Source organism: Thermobacillus sp. (assembly GCF_003390775.1).
Taxonomy (GTDB): Bacteria; Bacillota; Bacilli; order Paenibacillales; family Paenibacillaceae; genus Thermobacillus; species Thermobacillus xylanilyticus.
Genome location: NZ_QEWA01000024.1, coordinates 48,869 through 69,708 on the forward strand (window position 1 = coordinate 48,869; position 20,840 = coordinate 69,708).

Below are 20,840 nucleotides of genomic sequence, written 5' to 3' on the forward strand. Positions count from 1 at the left end.
GTACACCGCCTTACAGCACCCGAATGTCCGTTCCGGGAGAGAGCAGGTTGAACAGCTCCTCCACGTTGATGCGCGCGGCGTCGTCCGCGAAGCCGCTGTCGCGGAAGACGGCGTGCTGCGGGCGCATGGAAGCCATCTGCCGGATGACGGACTCCGGCACATCGTCATCGAAGCAGGCGGCAAGCACGTTCCCGCCGGCGAGGTGGACCGTCTTCCCGTCCACCCGCCGCGTCTCCATCGGCAGCGACAGCTCCAGGCCGAGCTCGAGCATGACCTGGATGAGCAGATCATCCCCTGTGCGGTCCTCCTTGATGCTTGCGGCGAGATCGAACAGGTCGGCCTGCGTGAGCTTGTCCGGCGCATGCCGGACGTCCTTCATGTTCGACGAATCGACGCGGAACACCCGGAAGCCGTAGTCGATGCCGGCCCCCGTCACTTCCCGGATCTTCTTCGCCGCGCGGCGGATCCGCGCTTTGCCGATATCGCAGATGGTCCGGTAGCCGGCCTTGCGCGCCTCGGACCGCTCGTTCGTCGGCTCGGGCAGCTGGACGAGAAGAAATCTGCGGTTGCCGCCGTCCCGCGCGTTCAGCTCCATCACCGCGTGAGCCGTCGTGGCGGAACCGGAGAAGAAGTCGAGGACGATATGTTCTTCATCCTTCTCCGTCGCGAGCGTCAGCATTTTCATGATCAGCTCTTTCGGTTTCGGACTGTCGAAGAATCGCCCGTTCAGCAGACTTTTCAGCTCTTCCGCCGCGCCGTGGGTGTGTCCCACTTCCTTGTGGTGCCAGATCGTCTCCGGCGGCTTTGTCGCTCCCTCGTCGAGAAACTGCTTCGCGTACACCTGCCAGCCCGCTTCGGTCTTTACCCACTCGACCAGCCCCTGCCTGACGTTCTCCTCGTAAGTCTCCTGGCTCCAGCGCCAGCAGCCCTCTGTCCCGTCCGGCTTGATCGGATACACGAGCGTGCCGTCCGGCGCTTCCAGCGGGAAGAACGAATTCGGCGCATCCGAACGGAGCGAGTTGCTCCCTTCCTTCCGGATGCTTCTTCTCCGGTAGCGCCGCCCCGTCGCTTCGTCCACATGGTTGAACTGCCGGACGTTCTGCTCGAACGGCTCCCGCTTGAGTCCCGCGATATCGCCTTTCACATAGCAGAGGATGTAGTCGTGGGAAGTGGAGAAACCGGTGACGTCCATGCGGGGGCTGTACACTTTTTCCCAGATGATCGTGGCGACGAAGTTGCCGTGCCCGAAGATTTCATCGCAAATCGCGCGCAGATTGGCGGCTTCGTGGTCGTCGATGCTGATGAAGATGACGCCGTCTTCCCGCAGCAGATTCCGCGCCACCTTGAGCCGGGCGTACATCATCGTGAGCCAGTCGCTGTGGAACCGGCCGTTGGCCTCGGTGTTCTGGAAGAGCCGGTTGCCGAGCTCGTCGACCTGCCCGGACTCCGCGAGATATTCCCGGACCGTTCCCCGGAAGTTGTCCTTGTAGATGAAATCCCGCCCCGTGTTGTACGGCGGATCGATGTAGATGCACTTGATCTTGTTCAGGTACGACTCCTGCAGCAGCTTCAGCACTTCCAGGTTGTCGCCTTCGATGTACAAGTTCCGCGTCCGGTCCCAGTCCACGCTGTCTTCCCTGACCGGGCGCAGCGTCTTGTCGGTCGGCACGTTCGCGTTCAGGACCGCCTCCCGCTTCCCCGGCCACGTCAGCTGATACCGCTCCTTCTCCCCTTCCGCCAGCGCGCCGGACAGCTCCTGCCTCAGCAGGTCAAAATCAACCGCCCGCACCACGCTGCCCTCTTCATCGACCGCTTCGGTGATGACATGGGGGAACAGCGCCGCGATTTTGTCTATATTGGCCTGCGTCCTGTCGGACGTTCGCATGGTCAGTTTCTTCATGATCGGCTCCGTTTCGTCTGGAATCGATGATCTAATATCTTTCGCTGCCCGGACCGGGATTCCCTGTCCGCCTGACGCCCGGGCATTTACACCGTTTCCGAATTGCAGGAAAATGGTTTAAACCGATATAAAGGTGTGACGCCCATGAACCCGTACCCCGACTATCGGATCGCCGTGGAAGCGATTATTGTGCATGAAGGCAAGGTTCTGCTTGCGAAAAGAGCGGACAATGGCGCGTGGTATGTGCCGGCCGGCAAGGCGAAATATGAGGAGACCCCGAAGGAGGCGGTCATCCGGGAAGTCCGGGAGGAGACGAACCTTGAAGTTGACTCTATCGAAGAGCTGCATGTGCGGGCGTTCAAGGGACGAAAGGCGTCGGGGGATTTCTACAGAGTCATGTTCACCTATCTGGTCAGACCGGGAAACGGCGACATCCGCAGCTTCCGGTTGAACGATGAGCACACGGAATATGCGTGGGTAGGCCGGCAGGAACTCGGGGATTCGCGGTATGATTCTTTGCTGCCGGAAGTCAGGCGCATCGTTGCGAATGTCCTGAGCTCGCGTTGGTAAAATTCAGCTAAATCTGTAATTTATCATTTCTTTGACGTCATCATCGTTGTATAGTCGAATCAACGTTGCAATGCGATGATCGGTGACTTGTTGAAAGGCGGGGATGATCATGCGTCAATACCGGGACATCAATCGGCTCAATTGGAACGACCGGACGGAGATTCATGCGAAGTCGAAGTTTTATGACGTGGATGCCTTTCTGGCGGATGACGCGCCCCGGATCGGGTTGGATCAGGAGGAACTGGGCGATGTGGCCGGGCGCACCCTGCTTCATCTGCAGTGCCATTTCGGCCTGGATACGCTCAACTGGGCCAGGCTGGGCGCCCGCGTGACCGGGATCGATTTCTCGGAAAAGGCGATCGCGCTGGCCAGGTCGCTCAATGACCGGCTCGGGCTTGACGCGCGTTTTCTGTGCTCGGACATCTACGATGCCAAGGAAGTGCTGGGCGGAGAGCAGTTCGACATCGTCTATACGTCATATGGCGTGCTGTGCTGGCTGCCGGATTTGGACGGTTGGGCGGATCTGATCAGCACGTCCCTGAAACCCGGGGGCATCTTCTACATGGCGGAGTTTCATCCGGTGACGTTCATGTTTGAACCGGTGGACGGCGAGCTGAAGATCGCGGATTCCTATTTCAATACCGAGACACGCCAATATGTATCGGACGTCACCTATACGGGAGATGACGATCCGTTGGCGCACCCCGTGACCTATCAGTGGCAGCATACGCTGTCCGAGATTGTCGGCGCGCTGATCGGGGCGGGACTGACGCTGGAATTTCTGCATGAGTTCCCGTTCACGGTGTTCAACATGTACCCCGGGCTCATGACGCAGGACGAGCAAGGGCGATGGCGGCTGAAGGGGAACCACCACCCGCCGCTGCTCTTCTCGGTGAAAGCCCGGAAGGACTAGCGGAAGGGCGAAAGAAGGCCATCCTTGTTCGGGATGGCCTTGTTGCTTCGGCTGTCGGTTACGCTTGACGCGCGTTATTTTTTCCTCACGGGGATCCAGATTTCGCCTTGGGTGCGTTCCGGCGTACCGTAGTACATTTCGAACTGGGGACCTTCCGCCTGCTCGTACCCGGACGTCGGGAACCATTCCGTATAGATGCGCCGCCACAACTGCTGCAGTTCGCAGTCCGGCTCCGGGAAGATCGCCCACGTCAGCGGCGGGACGGCAAGCTTCGTAAATTTCTTCGGAATGTCCAGTCCCTTCGGCAAATGGTAGCACACCATGTACTTGAACGTCTCGCCCGTGTGGTCGAACAGGGCGGCGTGCAGCAGACCGTTGCCGAACCGGCCCAGCAGCGCGTTGATCTCGTCCACGCTGCCGTCTTCATCGCACGCTCTGCGGAACCGGGCGACATCCTCGAACGCCGGCTGCAATTCCTGGCGGACCTCGGCATAAACGCCGAACATCTCGAACGGTCCGCGCTGCTCAATCCGATAATTCATCTCGACATCTCCTTTGATTGAGATCCGGAAGGACATGCGAGGATAAGCCTTCAAGGTGACGCCTTGATCGCGCGCGGAGATCGGCATGATGCCATGGAGACTTTTGAACGCCCGGGCGAACGCTTCCGGCGACTGATACCCGTACTTGAGCGCGACGTCGATCACCTTGGCGCCGGTCGTCTGCAGTTCGAAGGCCGCCAAGGTGAGCCGCCTGCGCCGGATGTATTCGGACAGCGTGATGCCGGTGATGAACGGGAACATCCGCTGAAAATGGTACGTCGAGCAGCAGGCGATCCGCGCAATTTCGTCATACGAGATCTCGTCCGCCAGATGCGCCTCGATGTAGTCCATGGCTTTGTTCAGCCTTTCCAGCCAGTCCATCGCCATCCCTCCTTTCGAGATGAATCGTACCGCAGCCGGTGATTCGACGCCGTGCATTCCCTGCACGAAAATGTCAGCGTCCGGCGACCGTCACAGTGTGAGCTCCCACGTCTCCCCGATCAGCTCGGAGCCGAAGCTGCGGTGCGGTTCCTGTTTGACCAGCACGAAACCGGCCTTCTGATAGATGTTTCTCGCTTGTACAAGCACGTGGTTGGTCCACAGCACGAGTTTCTTGTAGCCCTTGCGCCTTGCGAATCGGATGCACTCGTCCACGAGACGTTTGCCCAATCCCAAGCCGCGGGCCCTCGGGTCGACGAGCAGCAGGCGAAGCTTGGCCGTTTCATCGCTCTCCTGCACGACCATCACGGAACCGACAATCTGCCCGTCCATTTCCGCGATCCAGCAGCGTTCCCGTTCGGGGTTGTACCGGTTGATGAAATCGGAGCAAACCTGCGCGACCAGCGCCTCGAAGCGCTCGTCCCAGCCGTATTCCTCCGCATACAGACGTCCGTGCATATGGACAATCCACCCCATATCGCCGGGCTCATGCTGGCGCAGCACATAAGGCTCGGAATACTTCAATCCTTCGCCGAGCAGTTGTTCGATCGTATTCATCGCTTGAATGAGCCGGTTCTGATCCTGCTCGGAGAGGTTGCCCAGCATCTCCCCGATCTCTTCTCTCGAACGTTGATCCAACAGCGACGCGGCTGCTTCTCCGTCCGGCGTCAGGCGAAGAAGCCGCTGCCGCCCATCCGACGGAACTTGTTCCTTCCGGATTAATCCCTTCTGCTCGAGACGGTCCAATATGCGGCTGAGATATCCGGGATCCAGCCCCAGATCTTTCGCCAGTTCGGCGGCAATGACCTGGTCCCGATTCGCGATTTCATAAAGGATGCGCGATTCGGTGAGGGAATACGGCGTATGCAGCAGACCTTCCCTCAACACGCCGAGCCTTCTCGTGAAAAAACGGTTGAACCGCCTTACAGCAGCGACCCGGTTCTCGAAATCCGAAGCCGGCACCGCCATCCCTCCTCAACGTCCGCCAAATATTGCCTTTTATAAATAAATATATGACAAAAGCAACTATTGTCAAGCTTCGCGGGCTCCAAAATAAAAAGACACACTCGTCGGGGACGAATGTGTCGTGGTACCACCCGCGTTGCCAGCCATTTAACTGCGGGCATTTTCTTGTCGAAGAATACCAATACCGCGAAGAGGATGATGGCCAGAAGCAGGACGGACGCCGTCAGGATAAACAGCAGCGTGGTGAACGAGTTCTCGCTCTTGTAGTAGATCAACATGCTGAGCGGCATCAATCCGCCGCCAATCAGACTGGACCAGGCTTGCAGTATGGCCGTTCGCTTCATGCCGATTTCCTTGAACACATGGTAGAAAATCCCGTACGCAAAAAGACTCAGCCACCCGACCACCAGAATGTGGGCGTGGCCCGGTACCATCGTATAATCTTTCCTGCCGGCCAAGTCCGATCCGAGCATGGCGCCGATCACCGCGTAGATTGCCGCGATACGGATCAGCCACTTTCCATAATGCTGCATCTTCTCACATCCTTTATCCGCAATCCGAAACATTTCCTTGCATGCCGTTTGAAATTCAAAGACCTGTCTTATTATACGACACTTTGGTTGGAATATCCTCTTCTTCTTCCCCGGCACAAAAAATCCCGGATGCTTTGCAGATCCGGGATAACAGGCCAAGACGCAAAACCATTCTTTACATCCCGGCATGAGACTGCTGCGATTTCAGCACCCCGGCGGTTTCGAAGGATTGCACGAAATCGAGCGCCAGCAGTTTGTCGCACACATGAAGCAGATTGCGGGTGCGCGGCTTGTGCAGCTTGATCCGGAGCGTCCGGATGTCGTCCTCATCCTGATCGTCACCGGGGGCTTCCAGCGACATGCTCACGATCAGAAGCCCTTCCTTCTCGATCAGATCCGTGATTTGCGCGACGCTCCCTTCCGCGCGGGTGATCCGCAACGTGATTTCGTTTCGGCTGCGCTTGCTGTGGAGGCTTTTCTCAAGCCGGTTCAGCACCAGCAGGATGAGGATGACCAGCACCGTAACCAGCACCGCTTCATAAAAAAAGCCCGCTCCCACACACAGGCCGATCGCCGCCACCACCCAGATGGAAGCGGCGGTCGTAAGCCCCGTGATGCTCAAACCGTTGCGGATGATGGCGCCTGCGCCAAGGAATCCGATGCCGGACACGACTTGTGCCGCCAGACGCGCCGGGTCCATGCGGACATTGAATTCGCTCGCGAAGTCGCCGAATCCGTAAATGGACAGCAGCATGATCATCGTGGCTCCGACACATACCAGAATGTGCGTGCGAAGACCGGCTGCATGGTTGTGCCATTCGCGTTCCAGTCCAATCAGACCGCCCAGCACCAGCGAAAGCAAAATCCGCAGCGATGAGTCCACGTAGGAAATATCCCACAGCCCGGTTTCAATCACCTTCATGGCAGAGCCACCTCCTCACGAGCCAATGAGTCTACTTCAGCGACACCTCGGCAATGACCGGATAATGATCGGACGGATACCGGCCTTCATAAAGCTCCCGATCGATCACGACCGATTGGACCTGCCAATCCGGGGTCAGAAAGATGTAGTCGATCGTTTCACCGGTGTCGCCGCCCTTGAAGTGATGGACCGTTCCCCCGACATCCCGGTTTGCCGCTTGCAGAACGGAATAAACACTTTGATAGCCTTCCTGCACCAGTCCCGTTACGGCGGCGTGTTCCGGCGTAACGTTGAAATCGCCCGTCAAGGCGATCGGAAGACCGGTCTGATCGCGCAGGTTCCGCATCCGCTCCCGAATCAGCTCCATGCCCTTCCGCTGCGCTTCTTCGCTGACATGATCCAGATGCGTATTGAACATGGCAAATTGGTCGCCCGTGCGCGACTTGAACGCCGCCCAGGTGCACATGCGCGTGTGGGAAGTGTTCCAACTCATCGCCCCGAGCTGCTCCGGCTTCTCGGACAAGCTGAAGTTCCCCGAATGGACCATTTCCCACTTGTTCTTCTTATAGAAAATCGCGGTATATTCGCCTTCGGTTCCGCCATTCCGCCCTTCGCCGACCCAGGCGTATTCCGGCAGCAGCGGCTCCAGGTCCGCAAGCATGCCGTGAAGCCCTTCCTGAACGCCGATGATGTCCGGATCATGTTTCTTGATCGTCTCGGCAACCGCCTTCGTACGGTTCGGCCATGCATTGTCCCCGTCGGATGCCACGTTGACTCTCAGGTTGAACGACATGATTTTCAATTGCATGAGGTGCCTCCACTCCGCGTTTGTCTGTATCGGATGTTCGGATCCGATTTCGGATCGGTTTACTTTTCTTTGCTGCCTCTGCCGTAAACGAAGTACATCGTAATGCCGGACATGACCATCAGCACGACCGAGTAGACGAGCGTCATGGCACGGGCGATAATGCCCGCTTCCGCGTCCGTACTGTTCTTGATGACAACCCCCAGCGTCTGATAAACGGGGTGATACAGGAAGACCGTCAGATCGTAATCGTCCAAAATTTTGATGAAGTTCAGCGCAAGGACCGCCAGTGTGGACGGCAGCACGATGGGCAGCAGCACTCTGCGGAACGTATAGAACGGCCTCGCGCCCATGTTCCGGGCGGCATCCTCCAGGTTGTTGTCCAGACTGAAGAATGAGGCCTTCACCATGCGCATCGTAAACGGAATGTGAATGATGACATAGCCCAGAATGACGATCCAGTGCGTCCCGGTCAGCACCGCGTTCCCGACGATGAGACGGGGGATGTTGAAGGCGATCACGAGGCCGATCGCGATCAGCGTGCTCGGCAGAATCCACGGAATCAGCAAGGAATATTCCAGCGCCAGCGCCAGCTTGCTGTTTTTGTACTTATGCAAAATTCTCGACGCGTACAGCGCGAGGGCCACGACGCCGATTGATCCCGCCGCGGCATACAGAACGCTGACCAGATACGGTTTCAGCGCGCTCATCGAGGTGAACAGCCGGGCGTAATTTTCCAGCGTGAAGCTGTCCCAGGTGATGGTCGACGTCGAGATGCTCCTGGCATCGGTGAACGAGAACAGCAAGATCAGCGCGACCGGCGTGATATAAATCAGGAACAGCACGTAGCCGATGATATGCACGACGACATTGGCGAACTTGTTGTTGATCTTCTGTTTGACGAGTGCGGATTTCACTTTGGAAACGGACATGTAGTTGCCGCGTTTCTCAAACTGAATCATGATCGTCAGCAGGATGATCGTGGCGAGCCCCAGCACGAGCGCGAGGAGTGCCGCCAGATCCTTGGACGTCTGGCTCTTGGAGAACGTCAGGATCATGGGCGCGATCGTCTGGAATTCCGGCCCGCCCAGAATGAGCGGAGCCGACATGGCGCCGAGTCCCGTCAGGAACGTCAGAATCGTCAGCGCGAAGATCGTCGGCTTTAATACGGGAAGCACCACGCGCCACAAAATATAGAAAGCGCCCGCTCCCATTCCTCTGGCGGCCTCGACGGTCTGATAGTCGATCTTGCGGATCGCATTGCCCAGGAACAGGATATGGTTCGACGTACAGGCGAACGTCATGACGAACAGCACGGCCCAGTAACCGTGAAACCATCCCCGGTCCATGGACGGGAACAGGCTGGCCAGCACGTTGGTGACGAGTCCATTCTCACCGTAAGCAAACTTGTAGCTCGACGCCACGACGACCCCGTGATACAGCAAGGTCGTGAAGAAGCCGAGCTTCAAGATTTTGGCGCCCTTGATATCGAAATACTCGGTCAGCAGAACCAGCGTGATGCCGACCACATTGACCGTGATCATCAGGGACACGGCCAGGATGAAGCTGTTGGTCAGGCTGTTCATGGCTCGCTTGGAGGACAAGAGCTTTTCTACGGCATCCAGCGAGAAGCTTCCGTTCTTGAAGAAGATCTCGTGGTAAACATTCAGGTTCGGAAAAATGAGAAACGCGATGATGAACCAGGCAATGAACACATAGAGCAGAAGCTGCCCGTAATTTACCGACCCGAACTTGTTTTTCAACGTTTGTACATTCAATGTCCTCGCTCCGTCCGATCGTATTGCATAATATCCGCGAGCCTGATATATACATCGGTTTCCGTGCCGACCTCGAACCCGACCTGTCCGTTTTCTTTCTCGATCGTTTTCATACGGCTGCCGCCGGCCATCTCCAATATATACTTGCTGTACAACCCGTAATATTCGCGATCGACGATTCTGGCCTTCAGGCGCACGACGTCGTCACCCGGGATCGGTGTCAGATTCACTTTCTCATTCCGGATGTAGGCGACTTTATCGGGTGACACGTGCGCTTTCAACGGGCTGTTTGCAATCAGTTCCGGGTCAATCTTGTTGATGTCGCCGATGAAATTGCATACAAACTCCGTTCTGGAGTGATTATAGATCTCGTAAGGCGTGCCGACCTGCTCGAGATTGCCGCTGTTGAACACCGCAATCCGGTCGGACAGCGTCAGCGCTTCTTCCTGGTCATGCGTGACATAGATGGTGGTGATGCCGAACTGCTTCTGCAGCTCTTTCAGTTCGTTCCGGAGCTGCACGCGCAATTTCGCATCCAGATTGGAAAGCGGTTCATCCAGCGCCAGAATGGACGGTTTCAGGACGAGCGCCCGGGCAATGGCCACCCGCTGCTGCTGGCCGCCCGACAGTTCGGACACCTTCTTGAACAGCTGCTCTTCCTTCAGGTCGACCTTGCGGGCAATATCGCGCACATCCGCGTCGATTGCCGACTTGGCCGCCTTCTTGACCTTCATGCCGAAGGCGATGTTCTCGTACACGGTCATCGTTGGGAACAGCGCGTAGTTCTGGAACACCATGCCGATGCCGCGCTTCTCGATCGGGACGTGCGTGATGTCTTTGTCCTTCAGGAAGATGCTCCCGCCCGACGGGGAAATGAACCCCGCCAAAGTGCGGAGAATCGTCGTTTTCCCGCAGCCGGACGGACCCAGAAACGTGAAGAACTCGCCTTCCTTGATTTCCAGATTGAAGTTCTTGATGGCATGGAACGATCCGAAATGAATCTGGATATCCTTAAATGTGATCAACACTCTCACCATTCTTTTGCCGGGGATGTAAGAGAGAACTGCATAGCCTGGACGAGAGCCATGCAGTTCCCGGTTTCCGCTGTTTAGTTGATGATTTGCAGTTCGATTTTTTCCGCCCAGAGATCGAGATGCTCGGCGATGAACGACCAGTTGAGCGGTTGCGCCTTCAGGTTGCCGAACAGCTGCTTGATGTGGTCCGGCGCTTGATCAGCCGCTTCCGGAATGACCGGCATGGCGCTGAATTCCGCGGCGAACTTGCCCTGCATTTCGGCGGAACCGAACCATTCGACAAAACGTTGCGCCGTATCCAGCTTCTTGGTGCCGTTCACGATCGCGATATGCTCGACGACCATCGGCACGCCGCCTTCCGGAGCGACGACGCCGACTTTGACGCCGTATTCTTGTTCCCGCTTGAATTTCTCGCCGGAGACGACGGTGCCGATTCCGATTTTGCCGGCAGCCATGTTGGCGTACAGGTCTTCGCCTTCCACCATCGGCAGGCCGTTGTCGTACAGCTTCTTCAGCTCGTTCCAGCCTTCTTCGGAGATGCCGAGGTCGCCGTTTTCATCCATGTACGGCATCAGGATGCCCGCCACGACCAGCCGCATCGTCGCTCTGTCCAGCTTGGTCGGCGCTTCATATTTGCCCTTGAACGCTTCGTTGGTGTACAGATCCTGCCACGATTTCGGCGCCGTCTCCGGCGTGTACTCGGCTTCGTTGTAGCCGATCATGATCGCCTGCTTGACCAGAGCGTGATAGTAGCCTTCCGGATCGTTCAGGTTCTCCCAGACTTCCGGCGCCCACGAAGGCACGTATTTCGTGAGGACGCCTTCTTTTTTCAGATTTTCGTAGAAAATGTTGTTCAGACCGAACACGACGTCCGCGATCGGATTGTTCTTCTCCGCAATCAGGCGGTTGGTCAGATCGGCGCCGCCCGCTCCGACGATCTCGATATCGAAGCCGGCTTGCTTGGCCTGTTCGATCCACCATTCGCCGCGGCCGTCGGAGTTGGAGTTCGTGTAGACGATCAGTTTTTCATTTTTGACTTCGCCGCTGTCGCCGTTGCCCGACCCCGCGGTGTTTTCGTTTCCGCTGTTGCTGCCGCTGTTCGTTTCGCTGCCGCTTCCGCTGTTGCCGTTGTTGTTGCCGCCTCCGCAGGCCGTAATCACCAGGCAAGTCAGCACCAGAAGTACCAACGTTTTCATCATTCTCGACATTTCTGATCAACCCCGCTTCTTGTAGTCATGGCGAACCGCTTCGATCCAATACCGATTTTCTCTCGATGATTTGGGTCTGAATTTTTACCGTAATGTGCTGCTCTTTCGACTGACGGACACGCTTCATCAGCAGCTCGACGGCTGCCGCCGCAAGCTTGTCCGTGTCCTGGCGGACGGTGGTGAGCGGCACGGGCGTGAGCGCCGACAGATAAGTATCCGAGAAACCGACGATTGACAAAGTTTCCGGAACAGAGATGTTCATGTGAAGCGCGGAAAACAAGGTGGCGATGGCGACCTGGTCATCCGCGCACATGACCGCCGTCATGTCGGGATTGTTCCGGATGAACTCTCCCTGCTCGGCGTCATACTGGTGAACGTGGCCCGGTTTGATGCTCGACGTCCGGAAGTGGATGTACTCGCTTTTCACCGGAATCCCGTGATCCAGCAAAGCTTGAATGTACCCCTGGTACCGTTCCCCGCGGCTGGTGATGTTCTCGATGACGTTGGACGAGAATCCGATTTCCCGATGTCCCTTGGAAATCAGATACTTCGCCATATCATAAGAGCCCTGAAAATGGTCGTGATAGACGCAATCGATCGGAATCTCGTAGAACACCCGGTCGATGATCACGCTCGGAATTTTCTCCATTTTCAGTTTGAACACCTGGTTGCTGCAGGATTTGCTTCCCAGCGGGAACAAGATGATGCCGCTGATCCCCATTTCGGCAAGCGTTTGCAAACACCGCCCCTGATCCTCTTCGTCCTTGCTGATTCTTAAAATCAGATCGTACCCGTGTTTGCGCACCTCGTGCTCGACCGCCGAAATGATTCTTGACGTATAGTCGGTCATGTGGGGAACGATGAGCGCAATCATCTTGTTCTCTTTCTTGTCGGCGGGGTGTCGTGCAGGTATCTCTGTCGTCCGTGCACTTTCTTCCTGCCGTGTTCCGGACAGAAATGTCCCTCTGCGCGGCAAGCGATAAACGATCCCTCGCTCGACAAGCTGTTCCAGCGCCAATTTGCTCGTCATTCGGCTGACGCCGAACAACTTCGCAAGTTCGCCTTCGGATGGCACCGGATCGTGAGCTTTGAGCCCCCTGCTCTCAATGATCTCCAGAACTTTGTCGGCGATTTGCAAATAAAGCTGCTTCTTGGGAGTGCTGCCATTACTCATGTCCGGACATTCCTCTGGTTTGGGCCGGCCAAGCCCGTTTGATGGTATACCATTAGCTTAAGCTGATATAAACACTAAGTTATGTCACTGACATATTCAATGGTATTTTATTGTCTTGTTTATACTGGTTTATTTTAACAACTTGTCTGCAGGCCATGATAAAAGGGAGGCTTATGAGGGTTCACCTTCGGGCCCATTTCAAACGTCCAACAAAGAAAGACCCGGACCTCGAATGGCCCGAGTCTTTGGCTGCTCCGCCGTCACGCGTGTTCAGGCAGGCTCCATACTTCAATGAAATTCCCGTCCGGATCATAGAACGAGAAAGACTTGCCCTGATAGTCGAAAAACTCCCCGACCTTGACACCCTGTTCCTGCAAGTATCGGTACGCCGCTTCCGCATCCTCCACGATAAAGCCGTAAGAGGACTGGGGCGCGCCATCCGGATAGACGAAATGCGAATGCAGCTGGTGCTCGTTGCGATGGAGCAGAATGCGGATGCCGGACTCGTTCTGCATTTCAACATAATACGGGTCTTCCAGGACGACCCTGAATCCGAAATGCTCCCCGTACCACGCGACGGCCCGCTGATAATCGCTGACCGGGATGGTCAGGTATGCGGATTTCAGCTTCAATCCCATACGATTCTCCCTTTGTCCCGATCCCGCGTGTCGGGGATGCCCAGCAGAATCTGCTCGATCCGCGAGTGGACGCAGCCCCGGATATGCGCAACCAGATTCGCGATGCTGTTGCTCTCGATGTTGGGCGCCCAGGGGATGTCTTCTTCGTCCAACTGCTCGATGACTTTCAGAATTCCCCGCATTTCGGATCTGAACTTCGGCATCATGCTGTCGATCAGTTCCATGGCGACGTCCATTCGACCACCCCATGCGAAAAAGTCGAAAAAGATTTCACGGCATGGTCCGCAGGGCTGCTCGGATCGTTCAGAACAACGGAATGACGACCATCATGACAACGCCGCTTTTTCCATATTCTATAATAACGCAAACATATGTTCGGATCAATGGGAGTGTCTTTGCCGGCCGAAAATGTATTATACTGGAAGAAATGAAGTCAGACGCTGCGGCTATCTCTATCCATGTTTCTTCCTTGTCTATGCGAAGGCGCGCAAACCGTTGTCCCTGATTGAAATCGGCACAAGCGCAGGCCTGCAGCTTCTGTGGGACAAGTATGCTTACTCCTACAACATCTCGGACAAGACCTACGGCGACGTCGACTCGCCTGTGCGCATCGCTTCCGAAATCAGAGGCGACAGAACTCCGCCGTTCCTTGGCGTCATCCCTCCCGTCGCATCAAGGATCGGCATCGATTTGCACCTTAACGACCTGAGGGATCCGGAAGACCGCCTGTGGCTGAAAGCGTTGATTTGGCCCGAGCATGACGACAGGCGGGAACTGTTCGAACGTGCCGCGGACTGCTTCAAGAACCACCCCGTAGAATTGGTTGAGGCTGACGGTGTGACCCATCTGCCGCTTGTCGCGGAACGCATCCCGCAAGACACCGCGATTTGCATTTTTCATACCCATGTCGCAAATCAGATGCCGTCGCAGACGAACCGAGTGGCTGCAGTAACGCGGGAGACTCGCCATTCAAATCCAGACCGCAAATTTTCCTGTTGCCAACACCCGAGGTTTTTTGGTAAATTCAAAAATAATGCTCATATTCAAATGCGATGACGAGACGAGTAGACAAAGGGTGCGCTTTACCAGAGAGCTCCGGCAGCTGGAAAGGAGCAAAGCGTCTTTGTTGAAGAAAGACTCCGAGCAGCACATCGGAATCCGATGCCGGAGGATGGTGTGCCAGGTGCTCCTGTTACAGAGCTAGAGTATAACCGCTTGCGCTTTGGATGCAGCGGCGTACTCAAAGAGGCCGGTTTGGCGACAAACCGGCGAATCCGGGTGGTACCGCGGGAACGACATCTCGCCCCAGAGACGAAGACTTGGGGCGGGATTTTTGTTTGCCCGAAGGCGCCAGGAACAATGCGGTATCCAATGATTATTAATTATAGAGGGAGTTGAGGGATCGATGGCAAGCAAACTCAAAGCGGGCATTGTCGGAGGTACGGGGATGGTCGGTCAGCGGTTCGTGCAGCTGCTCGACAACCACCCCTGGTTTGAAGTGAAGGCCATTGCGGCCAGCAGCAGTTCGGCGGGCAAGACGTACGAGGAAGCCGTGCGCAATCGCTGGAAAATGTCCACCCCGATTCCGGAACAAGTGAAGAACATCGTGGTGCAGGATGCGTCGAAGGTGGAAGAAGTGGCTGCCGGCGTCGATTTCATTTTCTGCGCCGTGGACATGAAGAAAGAAGAAATCAAAGCGCTGGAGGAAGCATACGCGAAGACGGGGACGCCGGTTGTGTCCAACAACTCGGCGCATCGCTGGACGCCGGACGTGCCGATGATCATTCCCGAGATCAACCACTCCCATCTCGATGTGATCGCGGCCCAGCGCAAGCGGCTCGGCACCTCGACCGGCTTTATCGTTGCCAAACCGAACTGTTCCATTCAGAGCTACGTGCCGCAGCTGCACGCGCTTCAGGCGTTCAAGCCGACCAAGGTCGTCGTCTCCACCTATCAGGCGATCTCCGGGGCCGGCAAGAGCTTTGCCGAATGGCCGGAGATGGTGGACAACGTCATCCCGTACATCGGCGGCGAGGAAGAGAAGAGCGAGCAGGAGCCGCTGCGCATCTGGGGCCGCGTGGAGAACGGCGAAATCGTCAAGGCGGACTCGCCCCTCATCACGGCGCATTGCATTCGCGTTCCCGTGACGGACGGCCACCTCGCGACCGTCCTCGTCTCGTTCGAGCGCAAGCCGTCCAAGGAGCAGATTCTGGAAGCCTGGCGCGCGTACCGGGGCCGTCCGCAGGAACTGGGCCTGCCGAGCGCGCCGAAGCAGTTCATCACGTACTTCGAAGAGAACGACCGTCCGCAGACGAAGCTCGACCGCGACCTTGAAGGCGGCATGGGCATTTCCGCCGGACGGCTGCGCGAAGATACCCTGTTCGACTACAAGTTCGTCGGGTTGTCGCACAACACGCTGCGCGGAGCGGCCGGGGGCGCCGTCCTCATCGCCGAACTGCTGAAAGCCGAAGGGTATATCCAGCCCAAATAATGTTCAAAGGCCGTTTCCTCCGGGAAATGGCCTTTGCTTATTCAATCCTCCTTGTACTTGTCCTTGAGGATGCCCGAACCAATCCCTGCGGCAACCATCAGAATGAGGGAACTGAAATTCCACAGGAACGTCCCGCCCGGGAGCGCAATATCCAGCCCCGCCGCTTTGTTCAGCAGCAGGACGCCGAGTTTGATTACAAGAAGCACAACCCCGGCCATGAACACGATGTCAAAAAAGAACTTCAACCGCGGATATGCGAGCTGCTTGCCGTCCTTGATCACCTTCCGGGTCAATTCCCCACCACTCCTCCATCATTCGTCGTTCGCAAGTCCATTCTAGAGTTGCCGCCAGGAAAATGAAAAGAACGCGTTGGTTACACCGCCGCGCAACCTCAGGTTGCATTCGCTTAAAGCGGTACTTTCCCTCGCGTCCGGCTGTGGAAATGCCTTATACGGAAACAAAAGAAGCGCGCCCCCGACAGGGCGGCTTCGCCTATACAAGCTCGCGATTGGTCAGTTTGACAACTTCCAGCAGATCTGCCTTATGGTTCGTCTCTTCATGGTAAAGCCATCTGTCCCGAACATGATCGACAACCAACACGCCGTTCAAATGGTCAATTTCGTGCTGCATGCATCGCGCCAGATAGCCTTCCCCTTCCATGATGATGGTCTCGCCCTTCCGATTCAGACTCTTCACCTTCACGCGCTGCGCCCGCTTCACAATCCCGTAATATCCCGGGAACGACAAGCACGCTTCGGGCCCTGTCTGCTCGCCTTCCATTTCGATGATTTCCGGATTGATGAGCTCGATCAGTCCTTCGCCGCAGTCCATGACTGCGATTCTTCGAAGCACGCCGACTTGCGGGGCCGCGAGACCTGCACCTTTCGCGGCATATAAGGTTTCGGCCATATCGTTCAAGAGCTTGAAGGTTCTCTCGTTCATGTCCGTAACCGGCTTTGCCTTTTTTCTCAACAGGGGATCAGCGGGGCGGCTTCCTCCCGATTACACCTTCCGCACCGGCCGCAGGACGGCATACCCGTAACCTTCAGGGAAATGGCGCTGGTAGTCCTGCTTCGTCTCCTCATCCCATGCATAACCCTTCGCTTTGGGATCATAGTTCCACGCCGTATCCTCGACCGCCTTCATCACCGCGCCGTTGTCTTTCAGGTAGTCGAAGGGCGGGTGATGGAAGATTAGATACTCCGATTCCGGGATGACCCGGCATTCCATGCCTTCCGGGACGGGGCCGTCGTAATCGAGCGGGACGGGAATGCCGTACAGGTATCCTTTCTTCCCGTTCCGGTAAAACCATCCCGCCGTCTGCGCCAATTGCCCGGGGAGGACGTGATTGGACATGCTCTCCAGCGTGCCGCACACTTCGTCACACGAATGCCCGTTGTTCCAGAAGCTCATGTAGTCCGCGGCGCCGATATCCCAAATTCCGATGAACTTGTGCGCCGGAATGAACTCCACCTTGATCTAACCGGCTTCACCCGAACTTCGCTCATGGAATTTCCGCTCCTTGATCCAATAGTGATAAGGCGAGAACACCTCCTGACGAATCGAGAGCGGGATGGGGCGGGGCGATTTCCGGTAAGCCGCGGGCGTCATCCCGAAAGCCTTGTGAAAAGCCCTCGTGAACGCCTCCTGCGACGAGAACCCATACTTGACGGCGATGTCCAGCACCCGCTGGTCCGTGTCGCGGAGCTCCAGGGCGGCACGGCTGATCCGGCGGGTCCAGACGTAGTCGCGCAGGGTCATTCCGGTGTACTGATTGAACTGCCTGGAGCAATAGTAGGGCGAGTACCCGAGCTGCTCCGACATCTTGAGCAGGACCGGGTTTTCCGTCAAATGCTCCTCCAGCCAATCCACCATCCGCTGCACCATCTCGTTCCACATGGAAGCCTTCCCTCCTTTCACCTTGATCGTATCACCGGCGGTTATCGCCTGTTTGATTCGAGTTGCAAAGTCATGCATCATTCGCCATAGCCGTATGTCAAGCATTGACCCGCGGACCGGTGGTCCTTCAAGACGCCCAGCCCGACCGCCGCATGCAGGGCAGCCCCGACCGACGCTTCTTCCGCTACGCGCGGAATGGAAAGCGGCATGCCGAACCGCTCTTCGCAGATGCGCCGCAAATGCCGGTTGTGCCGGATCGCGTTGCCCGAACCGACAAGTTGCCGCATCCGGCCGCGCATCGCTTCGGGAAGTCGCTTGTAGAAGTCGAACAGCTCTTCCGCCATGCCTTCCAGGAATCCCGACACCAGATGCGCGGGGGTGAAGTTGTCCGGCCCGATTCCCGCGATGGAACCGGTCTGTTCAGGTTCCGTGCGGGTGCCGTAAAACCGGGTGGAGACTTGCAGCGGACGCGCCAAAGGAAGGAAGCGGTCGAGCAGTTCCTCCATTTTCCCGTACAGCGGCGGAACGTCCCTCCCGTCCCCGAACCATTCGAGCACGCTTCGGAAAAACGTCTCCAGCATCGCATACGATTTGCCGCCGGAGAGGGAGGCGCCGACGAGCAAATATCCGCCGCCCGGATAAGGCCGGGTCTCCAACCCTTCAATCGCGCAATACCGGCCGGTGTACGCGGTCATCTGTCCGCCCGTGCCGATGTTGATCAGCACGGATTGCTCCGGATCATGGACGGAACCGAGAAAACTCGCCTGATTGTCGCCGATCGCGTGAAAGACCGGAATGCCCTGTTCGGTTGCGCCCACACGCGTCGCTGACGCGGCCACCTGCGGCAGCATCTGCTCGCCGAGCCCGACGGCGTTCAACGCTTTCGTATCGAAGCGCCCGTGTTCCACATCGAAGAAACCGAGGCTCGCCGCCATGGAAGGATCCATGACCGGAACGCGTCCGCCCCCTAGCCGCATCGCCGCATAATCGGCAATCGTGCAAAGGGCCGCCGCTTGATCCGGCACGTTCCCCTGCCGGGCGAGCACCGCGTGCGTCACCAGGCCGAATCCCGCCGCAATCGGGTGGCCGGTTTCGCGTTCCAGCCATTCCACATATGTCCCGCGATCATCGGCCGGCTCGAGGCCGCGCCGATCCTGCCAGGTATACAGCGGACTGACGGCTCTGCCCGACCGGTCCACGTACAACATGCCGTGCATCTGCCCGGTGATGCCGATCCCGGCCGCAACCGGATATTGCGCGGTCAGTTCTTGAAGCATTTCCCGAACGGTTAGCAAGATTTGATCAGGGTCCTGTTCCGCTCTCACCCCGTCGGCCTGCAGCCATGCGTTGTTGGGCCGGGTGACCGACCGCAGCAGCCGGCCGCCCGGCAGCTCCAACGCCGCGCCGCAGATCGAGGTTGTGCCGATGTCCAGCCCGATGACGATCACGCCGATCCCGCCTTTCATGACCGTACAATTTCCAGTGTAACCGCGCCGTGCAGGTGCGAGCAATCCGCCTCATAGAGCGAGGGGCACGCCGCATTGGACCCGCAAATCCGTTGAGGACTCGACGTAATTGAATTTTCAGGAAGGTGAATACATCGTCGTTCCAGTACGCGGGAGAAGGAAGTGCCGTTCGATCAACTGACGTACCATACTTCGGTGAAGTATGGCCCAAGATCACGGATTACGCCTACATCGACGATCCAAATGCGACCTTCCGCGTAGACAACGGCGATGATACGTATTATGGGGAGTTCTGAATGCCTATGGTGAAAAGATTATCCGCGGCGGTTCCGGTCAAGGTGCAAAGCCGCTTTCATCAAGCGTACAAGATTTGCATATAACAGCCCTCCCGTAATCGACATGGTCAATAAGAGAAATTCCAGCATCGAGTTACCGACTCTTTCAGATTGGGATAAAATGCAACGAGCCAACCGATGCAGTCGCCCCGTTGCTGCCCGCCGAAATGTTTTGCGGTCCGTCTTGTCCATAATGTTGAAAACGCGAAGTCAAAAGGGGGATTCCACGACATGCGCACGATCCCTTCGGTGTGGTCATAACCGCACTTCGCGATTAAATAACTCTGGTGCTAGACTAAATAGTGGACACCGAGAATCGAGAATGCGACAATAAACCTAGCAAAAACGAGGTGTCCGAAGGTGAGTCAGAAATACGACAAAGAGTTTAAAATCCAAACCGTGAAAATGATTCAAGAACAGGGGAAGCCGGTGGCGCAGGCTGCTCGGGAATTGGGCGTATCCGACAATACCCTGTACCGCTGGATCAACGAATTCAAACAGGATCCGGTCAATGCGTTTCGCGGCAGCGGCAACTTGAAAATCGAAGAAAAAACCCTTCTCGAAATGCAGAAACGAATCCGCCGACTCGAGATGGAGAACGAGATTTTAAAAAAGGCGATGCACCTCCTCGCAAAAGACCGGAACTGATCTTTGCGTTTATCCACAAACACCGCTCCAAGTATCCGGTGTCGGAGATGTGCAAGGTTTTGAACGTATCCCGGAGCGGTTGCTATCAATGGACCAGACGTCAGGAAAGCGAGCGAAAGAAACGTCGCCGAGAACTGGAACAACAGATTAGTTGTGGACTCGCGTCGCCTGTACGGCAGCCCGAAAATCACTCAGGTCCTGCGCCAGCAAGGCGTTCGGGTATCCGAGAAAACGGTCGCCCGCATCATGAAGGAATTGGGGCTCAAGTCGCGCACCGTCAAGAAATACAAGGCGACGACGAGCTCGAACCACCATCTGCCGGTGCATGACAATGTGCTGAACCAGCAGTTCACGGCACAAGCTCCCAATCAAGTCTGGATGGCAGACATCACGTACGTTCCGACAGACGAGGGATGGCTTTATGTCGCGAGCGTGATGGACTTGTACACGCGCAAAATCGTAGGCTGGCACGCCGGCGAGCGAATGACCAAGGAATTGGTCCTGCAAGCTCTGGATCAGGCTTACAACCGTCAACGGCCGAAAGGCGAAGTCCTGCATCATTCCGATCGCGGCAGCCAAT

At 56.9% G+C, this 20,840-nt stretch carries 23 protein-coding genes and 1 other annotated feature; of the genes, 6 read left to right on the forward strand and 17 right to left on the reverse strand.

The genetic code is table 11. From position 1 onward, the window contains the following. Window positions 1–10 precede the first annotated feature (10 nt). Complete coding sequence (locus tag C6W55_RS02660; protein WP_213483015.1) at window positions 11–1,900, reverse strand: site-specific DNA-methyltransferase; 1,890 nt, start codon at window positions 1,898–1,900, stop codon at window positions 11–13. A 144-nt stretch (window positions 1,901–2,044) separates the two neighbouring features. On the opposite strand from C6W55_RS02660, the gene C6W55_RS02665 reads away from it, so the two are divergent. Further along, a complete protein-coding gene (locus tag C6W55_RS02665; RefSeq protein WP_286891326.1) occupies window positions 2,045–2,470 on the forward strand; it encodes an NUDIX domain-containing protein in 426 nt (141 codons plus the stop codon). A 109-nt stretch (window positions 2,471–2,579) separates the two neighbouring features. After that, window positions 2,580–3,383, forward strand: coding sequence for a class I SAM-dependent methyltransferase (locus C6W55_RS02670; protein ID WP_286891327.1), 804 nt, complete (start codon window positions 2,580–2,582; stop codon window positions 3,381–3,383). Between the two features lie 74 nt (window positions 3,384–3,457). Here the strand turns inward: C6W55_RS02670 and C6W55_RS02675 are convergent, their stop codons facing one another. The 11 genes from C6W55_RS02675 to C6W55_RS02725 form a co-directional block, all read right to left on the reverse strand. Further along, window positions 3,458–4,306, reverse strand: coding sequence for an AraC family transcriptional regulator (locus tag C6W55_RS02675; protein ID WP_286891329.1), 849 nt, complete (start codon window positions 4,304–4,306; stop codon window positions 3,458–3,460). A gap of 90 nt (window positions 4,307–4,396) precedes the next feature. Then, window positions 4,397–5,326: a bifunctional helix-turn-helix transcriptional regulator/GNAT family N-acetyltransferase gene (locus C6W55_RS02680; protein ID WP_286891331.1), complete on the reverse strand. Its 930-nt coding sequence runs from the start codon at window positions 5,324–5,326 to the stop codon at window positions 4,397–4,399. After that, complete coding sequence (locus tag C6W55_RS02685) at window positions 5,287–5,862, reverse strand: hypothetical protein (RefSeq protein ID WP_286891333.1); 576 nt, start codon at window positions 5,860–5,862, stop codon at window positions 5,287–5,289. Before C6W55_RS02685 ends, C6W55_RS02680 begins: the two co-directional genes overlap by 40 nt. Before the next feature lie 175 nt (window positions 5,863–6,037). Next, a complete protein-coding gene (locus tag C6W55_RS02690) occupies window positions 6,038–6,784 on the reverse strand; it encodes an MgtC/SapB family protein (protein WP_286891334.1) in 747 nt (248 codons plus the stop codon). A gap of 31 nt (window positions 6,785–6,815) precedes the next feature. After that, the gene (locus tag C6W55_RS02695) at window positions 6,816–7,592 is read right to left on the reverse strand and encodes an endonuclease/exonuclease/phosphatase family protein (RefSeq protein WP_286891335.1); all 777 of its coding nucleotides are present in this window, start codon (window positions 7,590–7,592) and stop codon (window positions 6,816–6,818) included. A gap of 59 nt (window positions 7,593–7,651) precedes the next feature. Beyond that, entirely contained in the window at window positions 7,652–9,367 is a 1,716-nt protein-coding gene (locus tag C6W55_RS02700) for an ABC transporter permease (protein ID WP_286891336.1), read from the reverse strand. After that, on the reverse strand, window positions 9,364–10,392 hold the full coding sequence (locus C6W55_RS02705) for an ABC transporter ATP-binding protein (protein WP_286891337.1): 1,029 nt from the start codon (window positions 10,390–10,392) through the stop codon (window positions 9,364–9,366). Before C6W55_RS02705 ends, C6W55_RS02700 begins: the two co-directional genes overlap by 4 nt. 83 nt (window positions 10,393–10,475) lie before the next feature. Next, window positions 10,476–11,609 (reverse strand): extracellular solute-binding protein, encoded by a 1,134-nt coding sequence (locus tag C6W55_RS02710; protein WP_286891338.1) that lies wholly within the window; start codon window positions 11,607–11,609, stop codon window positions 10,476–10,478. Between the two features lie 25 nt (window positions 11,610–11,634). Then, the gene (locus C6W55_RS02715; protein WP_286891339.1) at window positions 11,635–12,783 is read right to left on the reverse strand and encodes a GntR family transcriptional regulator; all 1,149 of its coding nucleotides are present in this window, start codon (window positions 12,781–12,783) and stop codon (window positions 11,635–11,637) included. Window positions 12,784–13,043: 260 nt separating this feature from the next. Further along, window positions 13,044–13,415, reverse strand: coding sequence for a VOC family protein (locus tag C6W55_RS02720; protein ID WP_286891341.1), 372 nt, complete (start codon window positions 13,413–13,415; stop codon window positions 13,044–13,046). Then, window positions 13,412–13,657, reverse strand: coding sequence for a DUF1572 family protein (locus C6W55_RS02725; RefSeq protein ID WP_286891342.1), 246 nt, complete (start codon window positions 13,655–13,657; stop codon window positions 13,412–13,414). Before C6W55_RS02725 ends, C6W55_RS02720 begins: the two co-directional genes overlap by 4 nt. Before the next feature lie 172 nt (window positions 13,658–13,829). On the opposite strand from C6W55_RS02725, the gene C6W55_RS02730 reads away from it, so the two are divergent. Then, on the forward strand, window positions 13,830–14,477 hold the full coding sequence (locus C6W55_RS02730; RefSeq protein WP_483316344.1) for a DUF2332 domain-containing protein: 648 nt from the start codon (window positions 13,830–13,832) through the stop codon (window positions 14,475–14,477). Next, window positions 14,465–14,732 (forward strand) — a binding site (T-box leader). It overlaps the preceding gene by 13 nt. 94 nt (window positions 14,733–14,826) lie before the next feature. Next, window positions 14,827–15,912 (forward strand): aspartate-semialdehyde dehydrogenase, encoded by a 1,086-nt coding sequence (asd, locus tag C6W55_RS02735; RefSeq protein WP_286891343.1) that lies wholly within the window; start codon window positions 14,827–14,829, stop codon window positions 15,910–15,912. A gap of 41 nt (window positions 15,913–15,953) precedes the next feature. Here asd and C6W55_RS02740 read toward each other — a convergent pair whose 3' ends face one another. The 5 genes from C6W55_RS02740 to C6W55_RS02760 all read right to left on the reverse strand — a co-directional run bounded on the left by C6W55_RS02740 (window position 15,954) and on the right by C6W55_RS02760 (window position 19,277). Further along, window positions 15,954–16,205 carry a hypothetical protein gene (locus C6W55_RS02740; RefSeq protein ID WP_286891344.1) on the reverse strand — a complete coding sequence of 84 codons (252 nt, stop codon included), beginning with the start codon at window positions 16,203–16,205 and terminating at the stop codon, window positions 15,954–15,956. A 199-nt stretch (window positions 16,206–16,404) separates the two neighbouring features. Then, window positions 16,405–16,887 carry a peptide deformylase gene (gene def / locus C6W55_RS02745; protein ID WP_286891352.1) on the reverse strand — a complete coding sequence of 161 codons (483 nt, stop codon included), beginning with the start codon at window positions 16,885–16,887 and terminating at the stop codon, window positions 16,405–16,407. A gap of 27 nt (window positions 16,888–16,914) precedes the next feature. Further along, entirely contained in the window at window positions 16,915–17,385 is a 471-nt protein-coding gene (locus C6W55_RS02750; RefSeq protein ID WP_286891345.1) for an AraC family transcriptional regulator, read from the reverse strand. Between the two features lie 6 nt (window positions 17,386–17,391). Then, window positions 17,392–17,811: a helix-turn-helix transcriptional regulator gene (locus tag C6W55_RS02755; RefSeq protein ID WP_286891346.1), complete on the reverse strand. Its 420-nt coding sequence runs from the start codon at window positions 17,809–17,811 to the stop codon at window positions 17,392–17,394. Window positions 17,812–17,888: 77 nt separating this feature from the next. Further along, window positions 17,889–19,277 carry a sedoheptulokinase gene (locus tag C6W55_RS02760; protein ID WP_286891347.1) on the reverse strand — a complete coding sequence of 463 codons (1,389 nt, stop codon included), beginning with the start codon at window positions 19,275–19,277 and terminating at the stop codon, window positions 17,889–17,891. A 695-nt stretch (window positions 19,278–19,972) separates the two neighbouring features. Between C6W55_RS02760 and C6W55_RS02765 the strand changes: the two genes are divergently transcribed. Next, window positions 19,973–20,260: a transposase gene (locus tag C6W55_RS02765; protein ID WP_286891348.1), complete on the forward strand. Its 288-nt coding sequence runs from the start codon at window positions 19,973–19,975 to the stop codon at window positions 20,258–20,260. 153 nt (window positions 20,261–20,413) lie between these two features. Further along, the coding region (locus C6W55_RS02770) for an IS3 family transposase (RefSeq protein WP_286891349.1) at window positions 20,414–20,840 on the forward strand (427 nt) is incomplete at its 3' end.

What these genes read in the sequence shown, in the direction of transcription:
- C6W55_RS02695 (WP_286891335.1), bottom strand. Translation starts at nt 7,592, where the DNA reads ATGCAATTGAAAATCATGTCGTTCAACCTGAGAGTCAACGTGGCATCC.
- C6W55_RS02725 (WP_286891342.1), bottom strand. Translation starts at nt 13,657, where the DNA reads ATGGACGTCGCCATGGAACTGATCGACAGCATGATGCCGAAGTTCAGA.
- C6W55_RS02660 (WP_213483015.1), bottom strand. Translation starts at nt 1,900, where the DNA reads ATGAAGAAACTGACCATGCGAACGTCCGACAGGACGCAGGCCAATATA.
- C6W55_RS02755 (WP_286891346.1), bottom strand. Translation starts at nt 17,811, where the DNA reads ATGTGGAACGAGATGGTGCAGCGGATGGTGGATTGGCTGGAGGAGCAT.
- C6W55_RS02715 (WP_286891339.1), bottom strand. Translation starts at nt 12,783, where the DNA reads ATGAGTAATGGCAGCACTCCCAAGAAGCAGCTTTATTTGCAAATCGCC.
- asd (WP_286891343.1), top strand. Translation starts at nt 14,827, where the DNA reads ATGGCAAGCAAACTCAAAGCGGGCATTGTCGGAGGTACGGGGATGGTC.
- C6W55_RS02760 (WP_286891347.1), bottom strand. Translation starts at nt 19,277, where the DNA reads ATGAAAGGCGGGATCGGCGTGATCGTCATCGGGCTGGACATCGGCACA.
- C6W55_RS02665 (WP_286891326.1), top strand. Translation starts at nt 2,045, where the DNA reads ATGAACCCGTACCCCGACTATCGGATCGCCGTGGAAGCGATTATTGTG.
- C6W55_RS02685 (WP_286891333.1), bottom strand. Translation starts at nt 5,862, where the DNA reads ATGCAGCATTATGGAAAGTGGCTGATCCGTATCGCGGCAATCTACGCG.
- C6W55_RS02730 (WP_483316344.1), top strand. Translation starts at nt 13,830, where the DNA reads ATGTATTATACTGGAAGAAATGAAGTCAGACGCTGCGGCTATCTCTAT.
- C6W55_RS02670 (WP_286891327.1), top strand. Translation starts at nt 2,580, where the DNA reads ATGCGTCAATACCGGGACATCAATCGGCTCAATTGGAACGACCGGACG.
- C6W55_RS02675 (WP_286891329.1), bottom strand. Translation starts at nt 4,306, where the DNA reads ATGGACTGGCTGGAAAGGCTGAACAAAGCCATGGACTACATCGAGGCG.
- C6W55_RS02710 (WP_286891338.1), bottom strand. Translation starts at nt 11,609, where the DNA reads ATGTCGAGAATGATGAAAACGTTGGTACTTCTGGTGCTGACTTGCCTG.
- C6W55_RS02690 (WP_286891334.1), bottom strand. Translation starts at nt 6,784, where the DNA reads ATGAAGGTGATTGAAACCGGGCTGTGGGATATTTCCTACGTGGACTCA.